Consider the following 23,333-nt stretch of genomic DNA (forward strand, 5'->3'; position numbering starts at 1 on the left):
GCCAGCTCCCACAGGTTCATCACTGCCTTGGGGCCCTGTGCTGTACCTGTGGGAGCTGGCTTGCCGGCGATGAAGCCAGCACGGTCATTTGCCGGACCGCTGGAACCGGGCCACTTCAACGAACAGGTCCGAGTTGGCCGGGTCGTCCAGGTACGCCAGCACCCGCGCCGACGGGCTATCGATCAACACACCATCGCCGTTGCCTTCCGGCACCTCGGTACTGCGCCCGGTCAGTTCCTGTTTGTCCACTGCCTGCTGCACTTGCTCGACATCCAGGTTGTACAGCACCAGTTCCTTGCCATCGACGATATCGAAGCCGCCAATCAGGAAATTGCCGCCCAGGCGCTTGGGCACACCGGCCGACAGGTACCAGCGGTTACCGTGGCGCGACACCGTGAACATGTAGGCTTCCGGTGCCTTGCCTTTGGCCGTGGCGACCGCCTTGTAGGCATTGCCACTGCTGCGGGTGATGGTGAGCTTCAACGGCTCACCCCAGGCGTCCTTGCTGCTCCACTTGCCGAGCAAGGCCTTGGGCGCGGCCTGATTGCTGGGCAATGGCTCATGGAAGGTCACCAGACAACCGCCCAGCAGCAGGAATGACAAAGTCAACAACACCACACGCCAGGCTTTCATCAGGTTCTCCTTGAAAAGTCGGTCTCGCTCAGGCCGATGCCAGCACCAGTTGCAGGTATCGGGTAAGCATAGCGAGCATCTGCCCATCGGCTTGCGCGCTGGCATCCTTGAGCAGGCCCTGATATTCCATCTGCTCGATAATCGCCGTCAACATTTGGGCGTCCTGTTCCGGCTGCCGCGAACCGACCACCTGCAGCAATTGGCGGGTGCCGTGCAGCAGGATCTGCTCGTGCGCACAGACCAGTTCGGCCAGGCGCGGGCACAGCAGCGCCTCTTGGCGGAACGCCTGTTCGGCCATCAGGAAGTCGCGGCGGTTCAGCAGTTGGCGCTGCACGTAGTCGGCGGTCATGCGTGCCACTTCGTCAGCCAGCCGTGCCCGCGCCTGCGGGCTGCCATCCCCTTGGGCCAGCAGCTGGCGCAGCACAACTTCGGTGTTGGCCCACAGTTTGGCCATGTAGGCGGCGCTGCGTTCGACGTACTGGGCGAAGGTATCGGTGAGCAGGTCCTCGATGTCCTTGAAATAGTAGGTGGTGGCCGACAAAGGCACACCGGCCTCGGCAGCCACCGCCCGGTGACGCACACCGCGAACGCCATCGCGCACGACGATGCGCATGGCGGCATCGAGAATCTGCTGGCGACGCTGTTCGCTGCCCTGGCGGGCAGCTTTGCGGCCTTGGTATTGCACGCTTTCGGCGACGGCGGTGGCGATGCCGGCGGCGCCCTGGTGAGGGGTGGCGGGTGTCATAGGGGACCTCACGGAAGAAGCGGCAAGCTACAAGCGGCAAGCCACCAGAAAAAGCGGAATGCACGCGGACTGCCGTTTCTTGTAGCTTGCCGCTTATGGCTTGCCGCTCGCAAAGAAAAGCCGCCTGAAAAGGCGGCTCGTTCAGCTCACTCAGGCCTGTGGGCGCATGTGCGGGAACAGGATCACATCGCGGATCGACGGCGAGTTGGTCAGCAGCATCACCAGGCGGTCGATACCAATGCCTTCACCCGCGGTCGGCGGCATGCCGTACTCCAGCGCGCGAACGAAGTCGGCGTCGTAGTGCATGGCTTCGTCGTCACCGGCGTCTTTCTCGGCTACCTGGGCCAGGAAGCGCTCGGCCTGGTCTTCGGCATCGTTGAGCTCGGAGTAGGCGTTGGCGATTTCGCGGCCACCGATGAACAGCTCGAAACGGTCGGTCACGGCCGGGTTGTCGTCGTTGCGACGGGCCAGCGGCGACACCTCGAACGGGTACTCGGTGATGAAGTGGGGCTGCTCCAGCTTGTGCTCGACCAGCTCCTCGAAAATCATCACCTGCAGCTTGCCCAGGCCTTCGTGGCCCAGCACCTTGGCACCGGCCTTCTTGGCGATGTCACGGGCGCGGTCGACGTCCTGCAGGTCGGCAGCGGTCAGCTCCGGGTTGTACTTGAGGATCGAGTCGAACACCGACAGGCGGGCGAACGGCTCGCCGAAGTGGAACACCTTGTCGCCGTACGGTACGTCGGTGCTGCCCAGAACCAGCTGCGCCAGCTCGCGGAACAGTTCCTCGGTGAGGTCCATGTTGTCGCGGTAGTCGGCGTAGGCCTGGTAGAACTCGAGCATGGTGAATTCCGGGTTGTGCCGGGTCGAAACACCTTCGTTACGGAAATTGCGGTTGATCTCGAACACCTTCTCGAACCCACCCACGACAAGCCGCTTGAGGTACAGCTCCGGCGCAATGCGCAGGAACATGGCCATGTCCAGGGCGTTGTGGTGGGTTTCGAACGGCTTGGCCGCAGCACCACCCGGGATGGTTTGCAGCATGGGTGTTTCGACTTCGAGGAAGTCACGCTCGATGAGGAACTTGCGAATGTGCGAGATCACCTGCGAGCGCACACGGAAGGTGTGGCGGGTTTCTTCGTTGACCATCAGGTCGACGTAGCGCTGGCGGTAGCGCTGCTCGGTATCGGTCAGGCCGTGGTGCTTGTCGGGCAGCGGGCGCAGCGACTTGGTCAGCAGGCGCACGTTGGTCATTTCGACGTACAGGTCGCCTTTGCCAGAGCGGGCCAGGGTGCCTTCGGCGCTGATGATGTCGCCCAGGTCCCAGGTTTTGACTGCGGCCAGGGTTTCTTCCGGCAGGGTCTTGCGGTTGACGTAGACCTGAATGCGGCCGGTCATGTCCTGGATCACCATGAACGAGCCACGGTTGAGCATGATGCGGCCCGCCACCTTGACCGGAATCGCGGCTGCTTCCAGCTCTTCCTTGGTCTTGTCCGCGTACTGCTTCTGCAGGTCGTTGCAGTAGCTGTCGCGACGGAAGTCATTGGGGAAGGCATTGCCCTTGGCACGCTCGGCGGCAAGTTTTTCCTTGCGCAGGGCGATCAGGGCATTCTCTTCCTGTTGCAGGTCTTGCGATTCGGTCTTGAGGTCGCTCATCTGGTCATTTTTTCCATCAGGTATTCGTTGCCCTTTTCGGGCAGGGCACGCGCCAGCGGCGGTTGGCCGATGGCGCGGCGGTGGAGTACGGCTTACAGGCCCTGCTTCAGGCTTGCTTCCAGGTACTGGTCGAGGTCGCCGTCCAGCACCTTCTGGCAGTCGCTGCGTTCCACGCCGGTACGCAGGTCCTTGATACGCGAGTCATCCAGCACGTAGGAGCGGATCTGGTGGCCCCAGCCGATGTCCGACTTGCTGTCTTCCAACGCCTGCGAGGCGGCGTTGCGCTTTTGCATTTCCAGCTCGTACAACTTGGCCCGCAGCATTTTCATGGCGGTGTCCTTGTTGGCGTGCTGCGAACGTTCGTTCTGGCACGCCACCACGGTGTTGGTCGGTACGTGGGTGATACGTACGGCCGAGTCGGTGGTGTTGACGTGCTGGCCACCGGCACCGGAGGAACGGTAGGTGTCGATGCGCAGGTCGGACGGGTTGATCTCGATTTCGACCTTGTCGTCGATTTCTGGCGAAACGAACACCGCCGAGAACGAGGTGTGGCGACGGGCGCCGGAGTCGAACGGGCTCTTGCGCACCAGGCGGTGCACGCCGATTTCGGTGCGCAGCCAGCCAAAGGCGTACTCGCCCTTGATGTGCACGGTGGCGCCCTTGATACCGGCTACTTCACCTTCGGACAGTTCGATGATGGTGGCGTCGAAACCACGCTTGTCGGCCCAGCGCAGGTACATGCGCAGCAGGATGTTGGCCCAGTCCTGCGCCTCGGTACCGCCAGAGCCGGCCTGGATATCCAGGTAGGCGTTGTTCATGTCCATTTCGCCGCTGAACATGCGACGGAACTCAAGCTGAGCCAGGTTTTCTTCCAGGCCTTCCAGCTCGGTCACGACGTCGCCGACGGCGCCTTCGTCATTTTCCTCGACAGCCATGTCGAGCAAGTCCTGGCAGTCGCCCAGGCCGTTGGACAGCTTGTCCAGGGTCTCGACCACCTGTGCCAGCATGGCACGCTCGCGGCCCAGGGCCTGCGCGTACTCGGGCTTGTTCCAGACGTTGGGGTCTTCCAGCTCGCGGTTGACTTCGATCAGGCGGTCATGCTTGTGATCGTAGTCAAAGATACCCCCGAATTGACTGGGAACGCTCGGTGAGGTCCTTGATGGTGTTCAGGATCGGTTGGATTTCCATGGGCTGGCTACTCGCACGAATTCGGTGAAAAGCCTGCGAGTATAACCGAGTCCGCCGCAGGGCGGCAGACCCGCCGGGCGGTAGCCTGCACATGAGCTACCACGAGGGCCGGTGCTGTTATCGGCGCGTCAGGCAATGCCGACCTGGTTGCGCCCGCCATTCTTGGCCAGGTACAGGCCCTTGTCGGCCGCCGAGATCAGTTGCCGGCAATGGCTGCCGATACTCGGGGTCTGGGTGGCCAGGCCGATGCTCACGGTCAGGAACGCATCAGCCGCCGGTGCAGTGTGCGGGATCCCCAGGCCATGCACGGTCTGGCGCAGCTTTTCGGCCACCAGCCGTGCCCCGCCAGGCGAGGTGTTGGGCAGCACCAGGGCGAATTCCTCGCCGCCGTAACGCGCGGGCAGGTCACTGGGCCGCGAGCACGAGCCGCGGATCGACTCGGCCACCTGGCGCAGCGCCTCGTCACCGGCCAGGTGGCCGAAGCTGTCGTTGAAGGCCTTGAAGTAGTCCACGTCGATCATCAGCAGCGACAGTTGTTGCTGCTCGCGCATGGCCCGGCGCCACTCCAGTTCCAGGTATTCGTCGAAGTGCCGGCGGTTGGACAGCCCGGTCAGGCCATCGGAGTTCATCAGCCGCTGCAGCATCAGGTTGGAATCCAGCAACTGCTGCTGGCTGACGCGCAGGGCGCGGTAGGCCTCGTCGCGCTGCAGCAGGGTCAGGTAGGAGCGCGAGTGGTAGCGAATACGCGCCACCAGTTCGATGGTGTCCGGCAGCTTGACCAGGTAATCATTGGCCCCGGCCGCGAACGCCGCGCTCTTGACCAGAGGGTCTTCCTTGGTGGAGAGCACGATGATCGGAATGTCCTGGGTCACCGGGTTGTTGCGGTACTCACGCACCAGGGTCAAGCCGTCCAGGCCCGGCATGATCAGGTCCTGAAGGATGACCGTGGGCTTGATGCGCATGGCCTGGGCCACCGCCTGGTGGGGGTCGGCACAGAAGTGGAAGTCGATGTTGTCCTGGTTGGCCAACCCTCGCCGCACGGCCTCGCCGATCATGGCCTGATCGTCGACCAGCAGTACCATCGCCGAGTTTTCGTTGGTGGTCGCGAAACCTTCGATCGGTAAATCATCCATACATGGTCACCCGATCACTACCGGCGTGGCGGCGTGATTCAATACGTGTCGTCATTTTCCAAAAATTTCCGTCAAGCGCCCGGCGATGCGGTCCAGCGGGCGAATTTCCACGGCAGCATCAATGGCTGCGGCGGCCTTGGGCATGCCGTACACCGCGCTGCTGGCCTGGTCCTGGGCAATGGTCAGGAAACCCTGCTGACGCATCAGCTTCAGGCCTTGGGCACCGTCGCGGCCCATGCCGGTGAGCAATACCCCCACCGCATCGCCGTGCCAGTATTGGGCCACGCTCTCGAAAAACACATTGATCGAGGGCCGGTAGATTTCGTTCACAGGCTCGGGAGTGTAGGCCAGTTGGCCGTTCTTTAGCAGGCGGATATGGTGATTGGTGCCGGCTAGCAGCACCACGCCCGGCTGCGGCGGCTCGCCTTCACGGGCCAGCCGCACCTGCCGGTTGGCGGCATTGCCGAGCCACTCGGCCATGCCTGCGGCAAATACCTGGTCCACATGCTGGACCAGCACGATGGCCGCCGGAAACGCCGGCGGCAAGCCTTTGAGCAACACTTCCAGGGCTGCCGGGCCACCGGCCGACGAACCAATCGCCACCAGGCCGCGACGCTGTGAAGCTTCGCGCAGCGGCAGCTCAACCGGGCGCGCAACCGGTGCACGCTGCTGGCCAATCAGCCAGCCGATATTGAGGATCTTGCGCAGCAGCGGGGCCGCCGCTTCGCGGGGATCACCCGCGCCCAGCGCTGGGGTGTCCACCACATCGAGCGCGCCATGGCCCATGGCCTCGAACACCCGGTGCACGTTCTGCTTGCGGTCGACCGTGACGACGACGATGGCACATGGGGTTTCGGCCATGATCCGCCGGGTCGCCTCCACGCCGTCCATCACCGGCATGATCAGGTCCATGAGGATCAGGTCCGGAAGCTGCTCGGTACAACGCTGCACTGCCTCGGCGCCATTGCTGGCCACCCACACCAGCTCGTGCGCGGGCTCAAGGGCGACTGCGCGGCGTAGGGCCTCGACCGCCATGGGCATGTCATTGACGATGGCGATCTTCATCCCTGAGCCCCCCCGATCAGTTCCACCACAGCATCCAGCAACGCGTCGTCGTGGAAACTGGCCTTTGCCAAATAGTAGTCGGCGCCGGCGTCCAGGCCACGCCGCCGGTCTTCCTCACGGTCTTTGTAGGACACCACCATCACTGGCAAGCCTTGCAGGCGCTGGTCGCGCCGCACCAGGGTGACCAGTTCGATACCGTCCATGCGGGGCATGTCGATATCGGTGATCAGCAAATCGAAGTCTTCACTGCGCAAGGCGTTCCAGCCGTCCATGCCGTCTACCGCTACCGCCACGTCGTAGCCACGGTGGCTGAGCAGCTTGCGCTGCAGCTCGCGCACGGTCAGTGAGTCGTCGACCACCAGGATGCGTTTGTGCGCCACCCCACGGGTGCCGCCGCTGCCGCGTTCGATACGCTCCAGGCTGCCGGTGCTCAGCAGTTTATCCACCGAGCGCAGCAGGTCTTCGACATCGACGATCAGCACCACTGAACCATCATCGAGCAAGGCCCCCGAAGAAATGTCCTGCACCTTGCCCAGCCGTGGGTCGAGCGGCATCACCACCAGCACGCGTTCGCCTACCAGGCGCTCCACGGCCACACCGTACAGTTGCTCGCGCTCACGGATCACCACGACCCGCAGGCTGCTGCCGTCGCTTTGCCCCAGCGGGCGGTTGAGCAACTGGCTGGCCGCCACCAGGCCGATGTGCCGGCCCTCGTGCCAGAAGTGCTGGCGGCCTTCGATCTGCACGATCTGCTCGGCGGTGACGTCCAGGGTGCGCTCGATATGCGCCAGCGGAAAAGCGTAAGCCTCGCCACCGACCTCGACGACCAGGCTACGCACCACGGACAGGGTCAACGGCACCTGCAGATGGAAGCGGCAGCCCTGCCCTGGCTGCTGGCTCAGCTCGATCGAGCCGCGCAGTTCGCGAATCATGTGTTGCACCGCATCCAGCCCCACGCCGCGCCCGGACACTTCGGTCACCTTGTCGCGCAGGCTGAAGCCGGGCAGGAACAGGAATGTCAGCAGTTCCGCTTCGCTCATGCGCGCCACGGTGTCGGCCGGCGACAGGGCGCGCTCGACGATACTGCCGCGCAGGCGCTCCAGGTCGATACCGGCGCCATCGTCGATCAGCTCCAGGCTGAGCATGCCAGCCTGGTGCGAGGCACGCAGGCGCACCAGCCCTTCCGCTGGCTTGCCCGCCAGCAGGCGCCGTTCCGGAAGTTCGATGCCGTGGTCCACGGCATTGCGCAACAGGTGGGTCAATGGCGCTTCAAGCTTTTCCAGCACATCACGGTCGACCTGGGTTTTTTCGCCCTCCACCACCAGCCGTACCGGCTTGCCCAGCGAGCGGCCGAGGTCTCGGACCATGCGACTCTGCCCGGCCAGCACATCGGCGAATGGCCGCATGCGGCAGGCCAGGGCCGTGTCGTACAGCAACTGCGCACGCTGACTGGCCTGCCAGCCGAACTCATCGAGGTCGGCGGCCTGCTGTTGCAGGATCTGCTGGGTCTCGACCAGCAGGCGCTGGGTTTGCGCCAAGGCTTCGAGCACTTCACTGTTGTGGCCGCTGTCTTCCAGCTGCATGCGCACGCCGTCGAGCGCCTGCATCCCTTGGCCGTGCATGCGTTTGAGGCGCTGCAGGGTGGCCAGGTAAGGCTTCAGGCGCTGGGTTTCCACCAACGACTTGCTGGACAGGTCGAGCAGGCTGTTCAGGCGGTCGGCAGTGACCCGTAACACCCGTTCGCCTGCATCGCCGACGCGCTTGCCCACCTTGCGCCGCAGCGCTGGCTCGGGCTCGGGCTCGCGCTCGGGCTCAGGCTCGGCGTCGGGCTCTGACAGCTCACTGGGCAGCACCAACGGTGCCGGCGGCGGGCTGACCGACGGCGACGACGGCGATACGGCCCCTGCCGCCACGGGCAGCGGCGGCACGCCGGCGCCGCCCGGGTCGAGCAGGCTGGCCATCTGCGCAAGAAACACCGGCAGGGTCGCCTGCGCCGCACTGTCGCCCGGTGTGGCAATGCGCATCAGCAAGTCGGTCCCCTGCAACAGCGCATCGATATGCTCGGCATTCAACCGCAGGCGCCCCTCCTGGGCGGCTACCAGGCAATCCTCCATGACATGCGCGACGCTGACGCCCGCGTCCACGCCAACGATACGGGCGGCGCCCTTGAGCGAGTGGGCCGCGCGCATGCACGCCTCGAGCTGGTCAGCCTGGGTAGGGTTGCGCTCGAGTGCCATCAGGCCGGCGCTGAGCACCTGGGTCTGCGCTTCGGCCTCCAGGCTGAACAGTTCGAGCAACGAGGCGTCGCGCATTTGCTCTGGGGTCATGACAAGCTCCGCTGCACGGCAGCCAGTAAGTGTTGATCGTCCAGTACCCGCACGCTGCGCCCGCGCCATTGCAGCACCGCCGCGGTATAGCGGGTGGCGTCCTGGCCACTGCCCAGCAACAGCGGGTCGAGCCGGTGGATGCCGTCGATTTCCTCGACCGCCACCACCACCGGGCCGCCCTCGCTGGCCAGGATCAGCATGCGTGGCATCGCCCGGCCGCTGCGCTGCTCGGCAGCACCCGCCTGAACCCCCAGCAAGTCGGCCAATGACAGGCATGGCACCAGCGCCCCACGCACATTGGCGACCCCCTGCAACACCCGCGAGCGCTGGTGCGGCAACGAATGCACGGCCTGCAACGGGGCGATTTCGGCCAGGCAGGCGGTCGCCAGCGCCAGCCATTCTTCACCCAGACGGAACAGCAACATGGAGCGACCGGTGTGCTCTTGCAGCGGCTCACGCTCGGCCGCCGAGTGCTCCTGCGCCAATGCATAGCGGTCAAGCAGGCGGGTAGCCGCAGCGGCGTAGACTTCGCAGTTGCGGCAATGCACGTGCCGCTCCAGTAGCGGGCATTGCTTGTTGCCATGTACACCAATGCGGTTCCAGCAGTCGTCGATGAGCGCATCGTCATCGGCCAGCAGTTGCATCGCGGATTCACCGTTCACCGTTCAGACTCCCGCCCAGCCCGCGCCGCCCGCTCCTGCAGGCGCCTGGCCCCGGCCAGGTCACCCTGGGCCGCAAGCAGGGCCGCCAGGTGCAGCAACGCCTCGGGGTGTTGTGGCTCCAGATACAGCGCTTTGCGGTAGTGGGTCAGCGCTTGCTGTGCGTCGCCCTCTGTATCGCTGAGCAGCCCCAGCCAGTAATACACCTGCGCCGACGGCGGGTATTGGCCCAGGTAGCGCTGGCATTCGTGGCGAGCCTGTGCGCTGGCGCCGGCATTGGCCAGCCGGGCGATGCCGGCCAGCAGTTCGCTGGGGCCCTCACCCGCAGCCTCGCGGGCCGGCGCTGGCCGGGCCACCACCGGCAGCGCACGCTGCGGCCGCGGCACCGGCAAGGCCGGCTGCGAATACCCGGCAGGTCCGGGCCCCGGCCAACTGCGCCTGGCAGGTGCTGCCGCTGCCGCCGGCGCAGGCGTGCTGCTGCCTGGGTCTCGTACGTAGGCAAACGACTGGGCGATCCCCAGCGGGCGCATGCCCAGACGCGCCAACAGGCTGCCCTCGGCCGGACCGATGAACAGCACCCCCTGTGGGTGCAGCAGGCGCTTGAGCACTTCGAAGACGCGTTGCTGGGTCGGCACGTCGAAGTAGATCAGCAGGTTGCGACAGAACACGAAGTCATACAGGCCATCGCGGCTGGCCAGCAGCGGGTCGAGCACATTGCCTACCTGCAGGCTGACTTGCTGGCGTACCCGCTCGTGCAGGCGGTGGCCTTCGTCGACCACATCGAAGTAACGCTCGCGAAAACCCAGCTCGCTGCCGCGAAAGGCATTGCGGCCATACACGGCCTGCCCGGCCTTGGCCACCGAGCTGGGGCTGATGTCCATGCCATCGACCAGAAACGCCCCCGGCGCCATACCGGCATCAAACAACGCCATGGCCAGCGAATAGGGCTCCTCGCCCGTCGAGCACGGCAGGCTGAGCAACCGCAGCGGCCGCGCGCCGTCCAGTTCGGCACGGCGCTTGTGCGCCAGGGCCGCCAGCGCGGTGAAGGACTCGGGGTACCGGAAGAACCAGGTCTCTGGCACGATCACCGCTTCGATCAGTGCCTGTTGCTCTTCACCGGACTGCTGCAGGCGCAGCCAGTAGTCGTCCAGATCGGCAGCGCCCACCGCTACGCTGCGCTGGCGCAGTGCACGCTCGACCATCGGCGTGCCGACAGACTCCACATCCAGGCCAATACGCTCACGCAAGAAACGGAAAAAACGCTGTTCGGTCATGTCGGCCCCCCGGTCGGGCCCTGCGTGTACAGCAATGCGTGCACGGCGTCGGGCAGCAGGTCATTGACTTCGATGCGCTGCAGCATGCCAAGGGCATCCTGACGCACCGGCCCCAGGTAAGGGGCTTCGCCCGTGTCTACACCATAGGGCTGGAACTCATCGGGCTGGCAGCGCAGGGTCTCGGTTGCCTGCTCCAGCACCAGCCCCAGCTGCAGCCCAGCCCGGTAGTGCACCAGTACCAGCCGGGTGCTGGTGCGCTGCGCCGCCGGCTGGCCGAAGCTGAGCGCGGCCAGGTCGATGACGGGTATGAGCAGGCCACGGTGGGCCAGAATACCCGCCACCCAGGCTGGCGCCCGGGCAATCGGCTTGAGTGGCCGAAGTGGCAGCACTTCGATCACCTCGTGCACGCTCAGGGCAAAGCGTTGTTCCCTGATACGGAACTGCAGGTACAGCGCCCCCTTGGCGTTGCCCGGCTGTGCGGCCGGCGCTTGCGTGTCGGTCATCGCGGTCAGACTTTGAAACGCGACACGCCGCCACGCAAGCCTGCGGCCACCTGGCTAAGCTCATCGATGGCAAAGCTGGCCTGGCGCAGCGACTCGACGGTCTGGGTGCTGGCATCACTGAGCTGGGCCAACGCCTGGTTGATCTGCTCGGCACCGGTGGCCTGGGCCTGCATGCCTTCGTTGACCATCAGCACGCGCGGTGCCAAGGCCTGTACCTGGTGAATGATCTGGCTCAGTTGCTCGCCGACCTGCTGCACTTCGAACATGCCCCGGCGCACTTCTTCGGAAAACTTGTCCATGCCCATGACCCCGGCCGACACCGCCGACTGGATCTCGCGCACCATCTGCTCGATATCGTAAGTGGCCACGGCGGTCTGGTCGGCCAGGCGCCGCACCTCGGTGGCCACCACGGCAAAGCCACGGCCATACTCACCAGCCTTTTCCGCCTCGATGGCGGCGTTGAGCGACAACAGGTTGGTCTGGTCGGCCACCTTGACGATCGTCACCACCATCTGGGTAATGTTGCTGGCTTTCTCGTTGAGGATGCCCAGCTTGGCGTTGACCAGGTCGGCGGCGCCCATCACCTGGTGCATGGTCTCTTCCATGCGGGCCAGGCCCTGCTGGCCGGAGCCGGCCAGGCTGGAGGCCTGGTCGGCGGCCGAAGTGACTTCAGTCATGGTGCGCACCAGGTCACGCGAAGTGGCGGCAATTTCCCGCGAGGTGGCGCCGATTTCCGTGGTGGTGGCTGCGGTTTCGGTGGCAGTGGCCTGCTGCTGCTTGGACGTGGCGGCGATCTCGGTAACCGACGTGGTGACCTGCACCGACGAGCGCTGCGCCTGGGCCACCAGGTTCGCCAGCGCTTCGGCCATTTCGTTGAAGCCGCTCTCGATGGCGCCGAACTCATCCTTGCGTTCCAGGCTCAGGCGCACGCTCAGGTCACCCGAACGCAGCTTGTCGAGGGCTTGGACGATACGCTGCATGGGCGCGGTGATGGCGCGCATCAGCAACAGCCCGCACACCCCGGCTGCGACAATGGCCAGCAACAGCGAGACGATCATGCTGCCCTTGGCGGTGGTCACGGCACTGACGATATCGCGGGTGGCGGCATCAGCGGAGGCGCGGTTGTTCTCGATGACATCGTTCAGGTGCTTGCGACCGTCGACCCAGGCGGGCGTGAGTACGTCGTTGATCAGGCGCTGGGCTTCGGCGTAGTTGCGCTGACGGTAGGCATCCAGCACCTGGCCGACAATCTTCATGTAGTTTTCTTCAAGCTGCACGAAGCTGTCGAAGCGGGCCTGGTCGTCATGGCCCTGAATGGTGCTCTGGTAACTGGCCATGAATTGCTTCAGCCGGTCTTCGAAACTCTTGAACAGTTCCATGTCGGCCGAGGTGATTTCCCGGTGGTTGGACAGCCCGACCAACTGTTGGCTGGTGACGTAGCTGTCGACCCAGGCGCTGCGGATCATCGAGCTGTAGTAGACCCCGGGAATGCTGTCTGTACCTACGGCGGCTTCGGCGGTTTCGATGGCGGCCAACCGCGAGTAGGCGGCCACGATCATCAGCAGCATGATGGCGATGATCACGGCGAAACTTGCCAGGATCCGTTGGCGCAACGTCCAGTTCTTCACATTCAGCCCTCAGGAATTCACAACGAGCGGGGAAAATCGCCGAAGTATAGCCTAGAGGCCTTACGCTTTTGCGGGTGAAATGTGGGGTAACCTGGCATCCCCGCTAATGGACGGAGCCCATCATGGAAAAGTCGCTTCGTTTGTGGGAGCGGCCTTGTGTCGCGAAAGGGCCGCGCAGCGGCCCCGGCATTTCATGCGGCGAAGCTAAAATCTTTGGGGCTGCTGCGCAGCCCTTTCGCGACACAAGGCCGCTCCCACAAGGACCGCGTCGCTTACTGGCCTGCGGCTAACCGCACCTGGCTCTCCAACTCCTGGCGCAAACCCGGGTCCAGACGCAACTGGCGGGCCAGCTCATCGAGGTAGGCGCGCTCCATGAAGTTTTCCTGGTCGACCATCATCATGCTGGCCAGGTACATCTCGGCAGCCATCTCGGGCGTCTGTGCGGCGCGGGCGACTTCAGCCGGGTCCAGCGGCTTGTTCAGTTCGGCGTGCAGCCAATGCTGCAACTCGCGGTCGCTGTCCAGGCGGGTGAACTCACCTTCGATCAGCGCCCGTTCGCGTTCGTCGATATGGCCGTCGGACTTGGCCGCAGCCACCAGCGCCCGCAACACCGCCTGGCTGTGCTGCTCGACCTGGGCCGGCGGCAAGCGGTCGACCGTCTGCGGCTCGCTGGCAGCCACCTGCTGGCGCGCCTGCCAGTTGCCGTAGGCCTTGTAGGCCAGCACCCCGAGGGCCGCGAGGCCACCATAGGTCAGGGCCTTGCCCCCATATTTGCGCGCCTTCTTGTTGCCCAGCAGCACGCCCAGTGCGCCACCGCCCAGCAAGCCACCACCGGCCCCGGACAACAGGCCGCCCAGCCCGCTGGCGCCAGCGCCGGGTTTGCCGGAAGCAGAGGATTTGTTCAGCAACTCCTGGCCAGATTTGAGCAGTTGGTCCAGCAAGCCACGGGTGTTCATGTGCAAGTCTCCAGGCATGGGAAGTCATCCGCCAGAGTAAGGCCTGCCCGGTAAAGGACCATGCGCGGATTTGCTTCTGGATGTTGCATTGACTGGCAAAAAGCCAACTAGACTCGACCACTGCCGCGACCACAATCTCCAACAAGAGGGAACACCCATGCCCGTGCACAAGACCGCATTGCTCGGCGCCACCACCTGTGCCGTGCTGGCCAGTACCGGCCTGCTGGCCGCCGAACCGCCCAAGGCCCTGGGGCCTGGCGAAGGGCGCCTGGACATCGTCGCCTGGCCCGGCTACATCGAGCGCGGTGAAAGCGACAAGGCGTATGACTGGGTGACCGGCTTCGAACAGCAAACCGGCTGCAAGGTCAGCGTGAAAACCGCTGCCACCTCGGACGAAATGGTCAGCCTGATGGCCAAGGGGGGCTACGACCTGGTTACCGCCTCGGGCGATGCCTCGTTACGGCTGATCGCCGGCAAACGGGTGCAACCGATCAACACCGCCTTGATCCCCAACTGGAAAAACATCGACCCGCGCCTGCAGAACGGTGGCTGGTATGTGGTCGACAAACAGGTTTATGGCACCCCGTACCAGTGGGGGCCGAACGTGCTGCTGTACAACACCAACACGTTCAAGCAGGCACCGACCAGCTGGGGCGTGGTGTTCGTGCCGCAGGACCTGCCCGATGGCAAGCCGAACAAAGGCCGCGTACAGGCGTATGACGGGCCGATCTACATCGCGGACGCGGCGCTGTACCTGAAGTCGGCCAAGCCCGAACTGGGCATCCAGGACCCGTATGAACTGACCGAGACGCAATACCAGGCGGTGCTCGAACTGCTGCGCCAACAGCAACCGCTGATCCACCGCTACTGGCACGACGCCACAGTGCAGATGAGCGACGTGAAGAACGAAGGCGTGGTCGCCTCCAGTTCGTGGGGCTACATGGTCAATGGCCTGAAGGCCGAGCACCAGCCCGTGGCGTCGACCATCCCCAAGGAGGGCGCTACCGGCTGGGCCGATACCACCATGCTGCACACCGATGCCAAGCACCCCAACTGCGCCTACCAATGGATGGACTGGTCGCTGCAGCCGAAGGTCCAGGGTGACGTGGCCGCCTGGTTCGGCTCGTTGCCGGCGGTGCCGGCAGCCTGCAGTGGCAGCGAGTTGCTCGGCGCCGAGGGTTGCAAGACCAACGGCTTCGACAACTTCGACAAGATCGCCTTCTGGAAAACCCCGCAGGCCCAGGGTGGCAAGTTCGTGCCGTATAGCCGCTGGACTCAAGATTACATTGCGATCATGGGTGGGCGCTGAGGTTGCCTGAATTCCTGTGCCGGCCTCTTCGCGGGCATGCCCGCTCCCACAGGTAGGGCACCGGCCTCGAGGGCTGTGCAATACCTGTGGGAGCGGGCGCGCCCGCGAAGAGGCCGGCACAGGAGAAACACTGATGCCCGGAGCCCACGCATGCCCCTAGCCGTCCAGTTCACTCAGGTTTCCCGTAGCTTCGGCGAGGTCAAGGCCGTAGACCAGGTCAGCATCGACATCAGCGATGGGGAGTTCTTCTCCATGCTCGGCCCGTCCGGCTCCGGCAAGACCACCTGCCTGCGCCTGATCGCCGGCTTCGAGCAGCCAAGCAGCGGCTCGATCCGTATCCACGGCCTGGAAGCTGCCGGCGTGCCGCCCTACCAGCGTGACGTCAATACCGTGTTCCAGGACTACGCGTTGTTCCCGCACATGAACGTGCTCGACAACATCGCCTATGGCTTGAAAGTGAAAGGCGTGGCCAAGGCCGAACGCCACAGCCGTGCCGAGCAAGCCCTGGCCATGGTCGCCTTGGCCGGCTACGGCGCGCGCAAGCCGGCGCAGCTTTCGGGTGGCCAGCGCCAGCGTGTGGCCCTGGCGCGGGCACTGGTCAACCGGCCCCGCGTGCTGCTGCTGGACGAGCCGCTGGGCGCGTTGGACCTCAAGCTGCGCGAACAGATGCAGGGCGAGCTGAAAAAGCTGCAACGCCAGCTAGGCATCACCTTCATCTTCGTCACCCATGACCAGACCGAGGCACTGTCGATGTCGGACCGGGTCGCGGTGTTCAACCGCGGCCGCATCGAACAGGTCGACACCCCGCGCAATCTTTACATGAAACCCGCCACCACCTTCGTCGCCGAATTTGTCGGCACGTCCAACGTGATGCGTGGCGAATTGGCGAGGGCGCTCAACGGCCACCCGGCGCCGTTTTCCATCCGCCCTGAGCACATCCGCCTGGGCGACCCGGTGGTCACCAGCCACGAGGTCCAGGTCAGCGGCCTGCTGCGCGATGTGCAGTACCAGGGCAGCGCCACTCGTTACGAGTTGCAACTGGACAATGGCCAACTGTTGGCGGTAACCCAGGCCAACGACCGCTGGCAGGCACAGCCCCAGGCCTGGCAGCCCGGGCAGCGGGTGCAGGCGCACTGGCCGCGCGAAGCGATGACCGTGCTGCAGGAAAGCGCTGGGCCATTGCCATGAGCGCGCTCCGAGGCCTGGCCGATGTGTTGTACCGGCGCCCCAACCTGTACCTGGCCCTGCTGCTGATCCCGCCACTGACCTGGTTCGGCGCCATCTACCTGGGCTCGTTGCTGAACCTGTTGTGGCAGGGTTTCTACACCTTCGACGACTTCACCATGGCGGTCACCCCGGACCTGACCCTGGGCAACTTCGCCGCGCTGTTCAACCCGTCGAACTTCGACATCATCCTGCGTACCCTGTGCATGGCGGTGGCGGTGTCACTGGCCAGCGCGGTACTGGCGTTTCCCATCGCCTACTACATGGCGCGCTACACCCACGGCAAGACCAAGGCATTTTTCTATATCGCCGTGATGATGCCCATGTGGGCCAGCTACATCGTCAAGACCTACGCCTGGACCCTGCTGCTGGCCAAGGGAGGGGTGGCCCAGTGGTTCGTCCACCAGCTGCACCTGGATGCGCTGCTGCAAGCCGTGCTGACGGTGCCAGGCGTGGGCGGCAGCACGCTGTCGACCTCGCACCTGGGGCGCTTCATGGTGTTCGTGTACATCTGGCTACCGTTCATGATCCTGCCGATCCAGGCCTCGCTGGAGCGCTTGCCGCCGTCGCTGTTGCAGGCCTCGGCAGACCTTGGCGCACGCCCCGGGCAAACCTTCATGCAGGTGATACTGCCGCTGTCGATCCCCGGTATCGGCGCCGGCTCGATCTTCACCTTCTCGCTTACCCTTGGCGACTTCATCGTGCCGCAGCTGGTGGGCCCACCCGGCTACTTCATCGGCAGCATGGTCTATGCCCAGCAAGGAGCGATTGGCAACATGCCGATGGCGGCGGCATTTACCTTGGTGCCGATCGTGCTGATTGCGCTGTACCTGTCGATCGTCAAGCGCCTGGGGGCCTTCGATGCACTCTGAACAAGCCTCTGTAGGGTTGCGCCTGGCGGCCTGGGGCGGGCTGTTGTTCCTGCATTTCCCGATCCTGATCATCTTCCTGTACGCCTTCAACACCGAAGACGCAGCATTCAGCTTCCCGCCCACGGGGTTTACCCTGAAGTGGTTTGCCGTGGCCTTCGCCCGCACCGATGTGCTGGACGCGATCAAGCTGTCGTTGCAGGTCGCCTGCCTGGCGACCCTGATCGCCCTGGTGCTCGGCACACTGGCATCGGCCGCACTGTACCGGCGCAGCTTTTTCGGCAAAGAGGCCATATCGCTGATGCTGATCCTGCCCATCGCCCTGCCCGGCATCATCACCGGCATCGCCCTGCTCTCGGAGTTCAAGACCTTGGGCGTGGAACCCGGGGTGTTCACCGTCGTGGTCGGCCATGCCACATTCTGCGTGGTGATCGTCTACAACAATGTGATCGCCCGCCTGCGGCGCACCTCGCACAGCCTGATCGAGGCCTCCATGGACCTGGGTGCCGATGGCTGGCAGACCTTTCGCTACATCATCCTGCCCAACCTCGGCTCGGCACTGCTGGCCGGCGGTATGCTGGCCTTTGCCCTGTCGTTCGATGAGATCATTGTCACGACCTTCACCGCGGGCCACGAACGCACCCTGCCGATCTGGCTGCTCAACCAGCTCAGCCGGCCGCGCGACGTGCCGGTGACCAATGTGGTAGCCATGCTGGTGATGTTGGTGACCATGCTGCCGATCCTTGGCGCCTATTACCTGACCCGTGGCGGCGACAGCGTTGCGGGCATTGGCAAATGACCCTGGAGGAGTACCCGATGCAAACGCAGATGCTGATCAATGGCCAACTGGTCGCCGGCCAAGGCCCGACCTGGACCGTGCTCGACCCGGCGCTGGGCACCGCCCTGGCGCAGATCAACGAAGCCAGCGAAGCCCAGGTGGACAGCGCCGTGCGTGCCGCTGACCATGCGTTCGACAGTTGGTCGCAAACCAGCCCCAAGGACCGCGCCCAGGCGTTGTTGAACCTGGCAGACACCATTGAGGCGCATGGCGATGAACTGGCTCGGCTGGAATCGCAGAACTGCGGCAAACCCTTGAGTGCCGCGCGCAACGACGAAATTCCGGCGATTGCCGACGTGTTTCGTTTTTTCGCCGGTGCGGCGCGCTGCCTGGGCGGCTCGGCGGCAGGTGAATACCTGCCGGGCCACACGTCGATGATCCGTCGCGACCCCTTGGGCGTGGTGGCCTCGATTGCACCGTGGAACTACCCGCTGATGATGCTGGCCTGGAAGATCGCCCCGGCCCTGGCGGCCGGCAACACGGTGGTGATCAAACCCTCCGAGCTGACCCCGTTGACCGCCTTGCGCCTGGGGGAACTGGCCAAGGACCTGCTGCCGGCCGGGGTGCTCAACATTCTGTTTGGCCGTGGCCAGACGGTCGGCAACCCACTGGTTACGCACCCCAAGGTCCGCATGGTGTCGCTGACAGGCTCGATCCCCACCGGCGCCCATATCATCAGCGCCACCGCCGACAGCGTGAAGCGCATGCACATGGAGCTGGGCGGCAAGGCGCCAGTCCTGGTGTTCGATGATGCCGACATCGATGCCGCGATCGAGGGTATTCGCACCTTCGGTTTCTACAACGCCGGCCAGGACTGCACGGCGGCTTGCCGCCTGTATGTGCAGGCCGGTATCTATGAGCGCTTCGTCGAGCGCCTGGGGGAAGCGGTAGCCAGCATCAAGCCCGGCCTGCAGGAAGCCGAGGGCACCGAGCTGGGGCCGCTGATCAGCGCCCAGCACCGCGACAAGGTCGCCGGCCTGGTACAGCGCGCCATCGCCCAGCCGCACATTCGCCTGGTGACCGGTGGCAAGGCAATCGAGGGCGATGGGTACTTTTTCGAGCCGACGGTGCTGGCCGACGCCCTGCAGGATGATGAGATCGTGCGCAACGAAGTGTTCGGCCCGGTGGTGTCGGTAACCCGTTTCAGCGACGAAGCGCAGGCGCTGGAATGGGCCAACGACTCCAACTACGGCCTGGCCTCCTCGGTCTGGACCCGCGACACCGGCCGCGCCCACCGCCTGGCCGCACGCCTGCAATATGGCTGCACCTGGGTGAACACCCATTTCATGCTGGTCAGTGAAATGCCCCACGGCGGGCAGAAACACTCGGGGTATGGCAAGGACATGTCGATATATGGGGTGGAGGACTACACCTGTGTGCGGCATGTGATGATCAAGCATTGATTATCTTGCTCGGTCACGCTGGGTCCGCTCAACCGCGTTCAAGGTAGGAGCAACTGTCTTTCCCAAAATCTGAAAAGCCTGCGCGATTCATTGTGGGAGCGGGCTTGCCCGCGAAGCAGGCGACGCGGTGTCTGGCACCGGCTGCGCCGGTGTTCGCGGGCACGCCCGCTCCCACAAGGCCGCGCCTTCAGAATCAGTCGCGCAGATCCGACTCATGAATCGGGTTGGCCCGGCTGGTAGCGCGCTGGTACTGCGCCGGCCAGGTGGCCTTGTTACCGCCCAGGTCGTCGTCGGCATGCAGCGGCCAGTAAGGGTCGCGCAGCAGTTCGCGGGCAAGGAAGATGAGGTCGGCCTGGCCGGTACGCAGGATATGCTCGGCCTGCGCAGGTTCGGTGATCATGCCCACGGTGCCGGTGGCAATTTCAGACTCTTTGCGCACGCGCTCGGCGAAACGGGTCTGGTAGCCGGGGCCGGTGGGTATTTCGGCGTTGACCGAAGTGCCGCCAGAGGACACGTCGATCAAATCGACGCCCAGGTTACGCAGGCGCCGGGCCAGTTCGACGGTTTCATCCGGGTTCCAGCCGTCTTCCACCCAATCGGTTGCCGATACCCGCACGAACAGGGGCAATTCGGCAGGCCATACCTTGCGCACCGCTTCCACCACCTGCAGGGTCAGGCGGATGCGGTTTTCGAAGCAACTGCCGTATTCGTCACGCCGCTGGTTGCTCAGCGGTGACAGGAACTGGTGCAGCAGGTAGCCATGGGCGGCGTGAACCTCGAGCACTTTGAAGCCGGCCTGCAACGCGCGCTCGGCCGAGGCAACGAAGGCACCGACCACCTCCTGGATGTCGCCCAAGGTCAGCTCGCGTGGCGTTGTATGTTGCGGGTCGAAGGCAATCTTCGAGGGCCCGACCGGCTGCCAGCCACCCTCCTCGGTTTTGACGCTACCGTGCTTGCCCAGCCAGGGGCGGTAGGTACTGGCCTTGCGCCCGGCGTGCGCCAGCTGGATGCCGGGCACGGCGCCTTGGGCGGTGATGAAGCGGGTGATGCGTTGCAACGGGGCGATCTGTGCGTCCGCCCACAACCCAAGGTCTTCGGCGGTGATGCGGCCATCGGCGGTAACCGCCACGGCCTCGGTGATCACCAGGCCCGCGCCACCCACCGCGCGGCTGCCCAGGTGGACGAGGTGCCAGTCGTTGGCCAGGCCATCGGCTGCAGAATACTGGCACATCGGCGAAACGGCGATGCGGTTGGGCAACGTCAGTTGACGCAGGGTGTAAGGCTCGAGCAGCAGGCTCATGAGGGCACCTCCCAAGAACTCCAATGGTGATCCGGCCCGGACACTCAATAGCACGTCCCTGGCCTGGGTCCGGTCATACTTCAGACTAGACCAGAATGCCTGGGGGGAAGGTTCCATGGGATTTTGGGCAAGTTGTTTACAGACGCCTGTGGCCGGCCGCTGCCGCCTTCATTGGCACATGGGCCTTGTAGGAGCGGCCTTGTGTCGCGATGGGCTGCAAGGCAGCCCCGACAATTTGTGTAAATGTGCTGAAAGCCTGGGTTTTTGCAGCTGTGCTGAAAGCCTGGACTTGTGCATATATGCTGACAACCTGGGGCTGCTTTGCAGCCCATCGCGACACAAGGCCGCTCCTACAGGGTCAACGCGGCTCCATGTGGGCAATCATCAACTGCACACTTTCATTGCCCCGAAACTCGTTCACATCCAGCTTGTACGCCAACTCGACCCAGCGCACCGTCGGGTTCGGCCATACGTCGCGGTCGATGCCGAAGGCAATGCCATCCAGCCGCACCGAGCCACACTCGCTCTTCAGTACCACCTTCAAGTGCCGCTCGCCCACCACGCGCTGCTCCACCAACTGGAATACGCCATGAAACAGCGGCTCAGGGAAATGCTGGCCCCATGGCCCGGCATTGCGTAGCGCCTTGGCCAGATCGAGGTGGAATTCTTCCACCGCCAGGCTGCCGTCGGACAGCAGGCGCCCGGTCAGGTCGTCTTCACGCAGCTGGCGCCGTACCTCTTCGTCGAAAGCCTCGGCAAAGGCCGGGAAATTTGCCTCTGGCAACGACAAGCCAGCGGCCATGGCGTGGCCGCCGAACTTGCTGATCAATTGCGGGTGGCGCGCCGCCACGGCATCCAGCGCATCGCGAATATGGAACCCTGGCACAGAACGCGCCGAGCCCTTCAGCATGCCAGCGCCTGCATCGGCGAAGGCAATGGTCGGCCGGTGGTAACGCTCCTTCAGCCGCGACGCCAGAATACCGATCACGCCCTGGTGCCAGTCGGCATCGAACAGGCACAAGCCGTAAGGCATCGACTCGACCGGCAGGTCCTTGAGCTGGGCCAGCGCCTCGCGCTGCATGCCTTGCTCGATGGACTTGCGGTCCTGGTTCAGGTCATCCAACTGCTGCGCCATGTCCTGGGCCAGCGCCGGGTCTTCGCACAGCAGGCATTCGATGCCCAGGCTCATGTCGTCCAGGCGCCCGGCAGCATTCAGGCGTGGGCCAAGAATGAAACCCAGGTCGGTGGAGGTGATGCGCCGGTGATCGCGGCGGGCCACCTCAAGAATGGCCTTCAAGCCCGGGCGGGCACGGCCGGCACGGATGCGCTCCAGGCCCTGGTGCACCAGGATGCGGTTGTTGGCATCCAGCGGCACCACATCGGCCACGCTGCCCAGGGCGACCAGGTCGAGCAGTTCACCGATGTTCGGCTGGGGTTGTGTCGCGTAGCGGCCCAGGCTGCGCAACCGCGCGCGCAGGGCCATCAGCACATAGAAGATGACACCGACCCCGGCCAGCGCCTTGCTCGGGAAGCTGCAACCCGGCTGGTTGGGGTTGATGATGGCGTCGGCATCGGGCAGTTGTTCGCCTGGCAAGTGATGGTCGGTCACCAGCACTCTCAGCCCAGCGGCCTTGGCAGCGGCCACCCCGTCGACGCTGGAAATGCCGTTGTCCACGGTAATCAGCAACTGCGGCTGGCGCTGCAAGGCAACTTCGACGATTTCAGGCGTCAGGCCGTAACCGTATTCAAAACGGTTGGGCACCAGGTAATCGACATGGGCTGCCCCCAACAAACGCAAGCCCAGCACCCCAACCGTACTTGCGGTGGCACCGTCGGCGTCGAAGTCGCCGACAATGAGAATGCGCTGGCGCTGGTCTATGGCAGCGACCAGCAGGTCGACGCCGGCCTCGATGCCCTTGAGCTGCTGATACGGCAGCAGCCGCGCAAGGCTTTTGTCCAGTTCGGCCTCGCTTTGCACGCCGCGTGCGGCATACAAACGGGTGAGCAAGGGTGGCAGGTTACCCAGAAAAGGCAGGGTCGCAGGCAGGGGGCGAGGTTCGATACGCATGGGTTGCTTCAGCCACGCTCACCCAGTAGCCACTGCAGTTGCACTTCGTGCTGGCCACGGTCGTCGGTAACGAAGACCGTACCTTCGCTGATCATCACATCCCACTTGATGGCGCGCGGCATGTCGGCGGCCAGGGTTTCCAGCACCTCCTGCGGCACTGCGGCGATGTTCAGGTTCTTGAGGTTCTTGACCGCGCTGACCACCTTGCCTTCCCACACGCGCAGGCTGCCATAGGCCAGCAGGCTGGTGCGTTCGGTGCGCCGCGAGCACCAGGTCAGGCGCTCGGCATCGGGTTGGCCCACTTCGATCCAGTGCAGCACGCGGTCGTCCAGGCTCTTTTCCCACAGTGCCGGCTCATCTACATCCGACAGGCCACGGCCGAACGACAGGTTCTCGTTGTACCAGAGCGCGTAGGCCAACAACCGCACCGCCATGCGCTCTTCGGTTTCCGAAGGGTGGCGCGCGATGGTCTGCTTGACGCTTTGGTAGACGTTACGGTCAAGATCGGTGAGATTCAGTTCGAACTTGTAGGTGGTGGACGGCTGGGCCATGGTCGAC

At 64.5% G+C, this 23,333-nt stretch carries 20 protein-coding genes; 5 read left to right on the forward strand and 15 right to left on the reverse strand.

Translation table 11 applies throughout. The annotated features are described in order from the left end of the window. Window positions 1-84 precede the first annotated feature (84 nt). The 12 genes from DMX12_RS16985 to DMX12_RS17040 all read right to left on the reverse strand — a co-directional run bounded on the left by DMX12_RS16985 (window position 85) and on the right by DMX12_RS17040 (window position 13,764). A complete protein-coding gene (locus tag DMX12_RS16985) occupies window positions 85-633 on the reverse strand; it encodes a hypothetical protein (RefSeq protein WP_029888050.1) in 549 nt (182 codons plus the stop codon). Window positions 634-661: 28 nt separating this feature from the next. Next, window positions 662-1,378, reverse strand: coding sequence for a TetR/AcrR family transcriptional regulator (locus DMX12_RS16990; RefSeq protein ID WP_009686997.1), 717 nt, complete (start codon window positions 1,376-1,378; stop codon window positions 662-664). A gap of 150 nt (window positions 1,379-1,528) precedes the next feature. Continuing rightward, a complete protein-coding gene (lysS, locus tag DMX12_RS16995; protein WP_009686998.1) occupies window positions 1,529-3,031 on the reverse strand; it encodes a lysine--tRNA ligase in 1,503 nt (500 codons plus the stop codon). A gap of 92 nt (window positions 3,032-3,123) precedes the next feature. After that, window positions 3,124-4,219, reverse strand: a protein-coding gene (prfB, locus tag DMX12_RS17000) for a peptide chain release factor 2 (RefSeq protein WP_110678858.1) whose coding sequence is annotated in 2 segments (ribosomal slippage) — window positions 3,124-4,146 and window positions 4,148-4,219 — 1,095 coding nt in all. Because the reading frame shifts where the segments join, the coding sequence is not laid out codon by codon here. A 128-nt stretch (window positions 4,220-4,347) separates the two neighbouring features. Further along, window positions 4,348-5,352 (reverse strand): Wsp signal transduction system regulator diguanylate cyclase WspR, encoded by a 1,005-nt coding sequence (gene wspR, locus DMX12_RS17005; protein WP_054890349.1) that lies wholly within the window; start codon window positions 5,350-5,352, stop codon window positions 4,348-4,350. A gap of 51 nt (window positions 5,353-5,403) precedes the next feature. Then, window positions 5,404-6,417 (reverse strand): chemotaxis response regulator protein-glutamate methylesterase, encoded by a 1,014-nt coding sequence (locus DMX12_RS17010; protein ID WP_110678860.1) that lies wholly within the window; start codon window positions 6,415-6,417, stop codon window positions 5,404-5,406. Then, on the reverse strand, window positions 6,414-8,744 hold the full coding sequence (locus tag DMX12_RS17015) for a hybrid sensor histidine kinase/response regulator (RefSeq protein ID WP_110678862.1): 2,331 nt from the start codon (window positions 8,742-8,744) through the stop codon (window positions 6,414-6,416). Before DMX12_RS17015 ends, DMX12_RS17010 begins: the two co-directional genes overlap by 4 nt. Then, window positions 8,741-9,406 (reverse strand): chemotaxis protein CheW, encoded by a 666-nt coding sequence (locus DMX12_RS17020; protein WP_054890352.1) that lies wholly within the window; start codon window positions 9,404-9,406, stop codon window positions 8,741-8,743. Before DMX12_RS17020 ends, DMX12_RS17015 begins: the two co-directional genes overlap by 4 nt. Continuing rightward, a complete protein-coding gene (locus tag DMX12_RS17025) occupies window positions 9,403-10,677 on the reverse strand; it encodes a protein-glutamate O-methyltransferase CheR (RefSeq protein WP_110678864.1) in 1,275 nt (424 codons plus the stop codon). The genes DMX12_RS17020 and DMX12_RS17025 overlap by 4 nt, the downstream gene beginning before the upstream one ends. Then, on the reverse strand, window positions 10,674-11,180 hold the full coding sequence (locus DMX12_RS17030) for a chemotaxis protein CheW (protein ID WP_009683465.1): 507 nt from the start codon (window positions 11,178-11,180) through the stop codon (window positions 10,674-10,676). The genes DMX12_RS17025 and DMX12_RS17030 overlap by 4 nt, the downstream gene beginning before the upstream one ends. Window positions 11,181-11,185: 5 nt before the next feature. Further along, window positions 11,186-12,808 (reverse strand): methyl-accepting chemotaxis protein, encoded by a 1,623-nt coding sequence (locus DMX12_RS17035; RefSeq protein WP_110678866.1) that lies wholly within the window; start codon window positions 12,806-12,808, stop codon window positions 11,186-11,188. A 272-nt stretch (window positions 12,809-13,080) separates the two neighbouring features. Further along, a complete protein-coding gene (locus tag DMX12_RS17040; protein ID WP_054890355.1) occupies window positions 13,081-13,764 on the reverse strand; it encodes a tellurite resistance TerB family protein in 684 nt (227 codons plus the stop codon). A gap of 157 nt (window positions 13,765-13,921) precedes the next feature. Between DMX12_RS17040 and ydcS the strand changes: the two genes are divergently transcribed. The 5 genes from ydcS (at window position 13,922) to DMX12_RS17065 (ending at window position 19,407) form a co-directional block, all read left to right on the forward strand. Further along, the gene (ydcS, locus tag DMX12_RS17045; RefSeq protein WP_009683462.1) at window positions 13,922-15,073 is read left to right on the forward strand and encodes a putative ABC transporter substrate-binding protein YdcS; all 1,152 of its coding nucleotides are present in this window, start codon (window positions 13,922-13,924) and stop codon (window positions 15,071-15,073) included. Window positions 15,074-15,223: 150 nt separating this feature from the next. Next, on the forward strand, window positions 15,224-16,261 hold the full coding sequence (locus DMX12_RS17050) for an ABC transporter ATP-binding protein (protein WP_054881187.1): 1,038 nt from the start codon (window positions 15,224-15,226) through the stop codon (window positions 16,259-16,261). Next, window positions 16,258-17,169 carry an ABC transporter permease gene (locus DMX12_RS17055; RefSeq protein ID WP_110678868.1) on the forward strand — a complete coding sequence of 304 codons (912 nt, stop codon included), beginning with the start codon at window positions 16,258-16,260 and terminating at the stop codon, window positions 17,167-17,169. The genes DMX12_RS17050 and DMX12_RS17055 overlap by 4 nt, the downstream gene beginning before the upstream one ends. After that, window positions 17,159-17,965, forward strand: coding sequence for an ABC transporter permease (locus tag DMX12_RS17060; RefSeq protein WP_110678870.1), 807 nt, complete (start codon window positions 17,159-17,161; stop codon window positions 17,963-17,965). Before DMX12_RS17055 ends, DMX12_RS17060 begins: the two co-directional genes overlap by 11 nt. A 17-nt stretch (window positions 17,966-17,982) precedes the next feature. Then, window positions 17,983-19,407 (forward strand): gamma-aminobutyraldehyde dehydrogenase, encoded by a 1,425-nt coding sequence (locus DMX12_RS17065; protein WP_110678872.1) that lies wholly within the window; start codon window positions 17,983-17,985, stop codon window positions 19,405-19,407. A gap of 193 nt (window positions 19,408-19,600) precedes the next feature. Here the strand turns inward: DMX12_RS17065 and DMX12_RS17075 are convergent, their stop codons facing one another. The 3 genes from DMX12_RS17075 to DMX12_RS17085 form a co-directional block, all read right to left on the reverse strand. After that, window positions 19,601-20,707 (reverse strand): NADH:flavin oxidoreductase/NADH oxidase, encoded by a 1,107-nt coding sequence (locus tag DMX12_RS17075; protein ID WP_110678874.1) that lies wholly within the window; start codon window positions 20,705-20,707, stop codon window positions 19,601-19,603. 358 nt (window positions 20,708-21,065) lie between these two features. Next, window positions 21,066-22,775, reverse strand: coding sequence for a single-stranded-DNA-specific exonuclease RecJ (recJ, locus tag DMX12_RS17080; RefSeq protein ID WP_110678876.1), 1,710 nt, complete (start codon window positions 22,773-22,775; stop codon window positions 21,066-21,068). An 8-nt stretch (window positions 22,776-22,783) separates the two neighbouring features. Continuing rightward, on the reverse strand, window positions 22,784-23,326 hold the full coding sequence (locus DMX12_RS17085; protein ID WP_009683453.1) for a YaeQ family protein: 543 nt from the start codon (window positions 23,324-23,326) through the stop codon (window positions 22,784-22,786). Between the last annotated feature and the right edge of the window lie 7 nt (window positions 23,327-23,333).

The organism is Pseudomonas sp. MB-090624, assembly GCF_003205245.1.
Lineage (GTDB): Bacteria > Pseudomonadota > Gammaproteobacteria > Pseudomonadales > Pseudomonadaceae > Aquipseudomonas > Aquipseudomonas juntendi.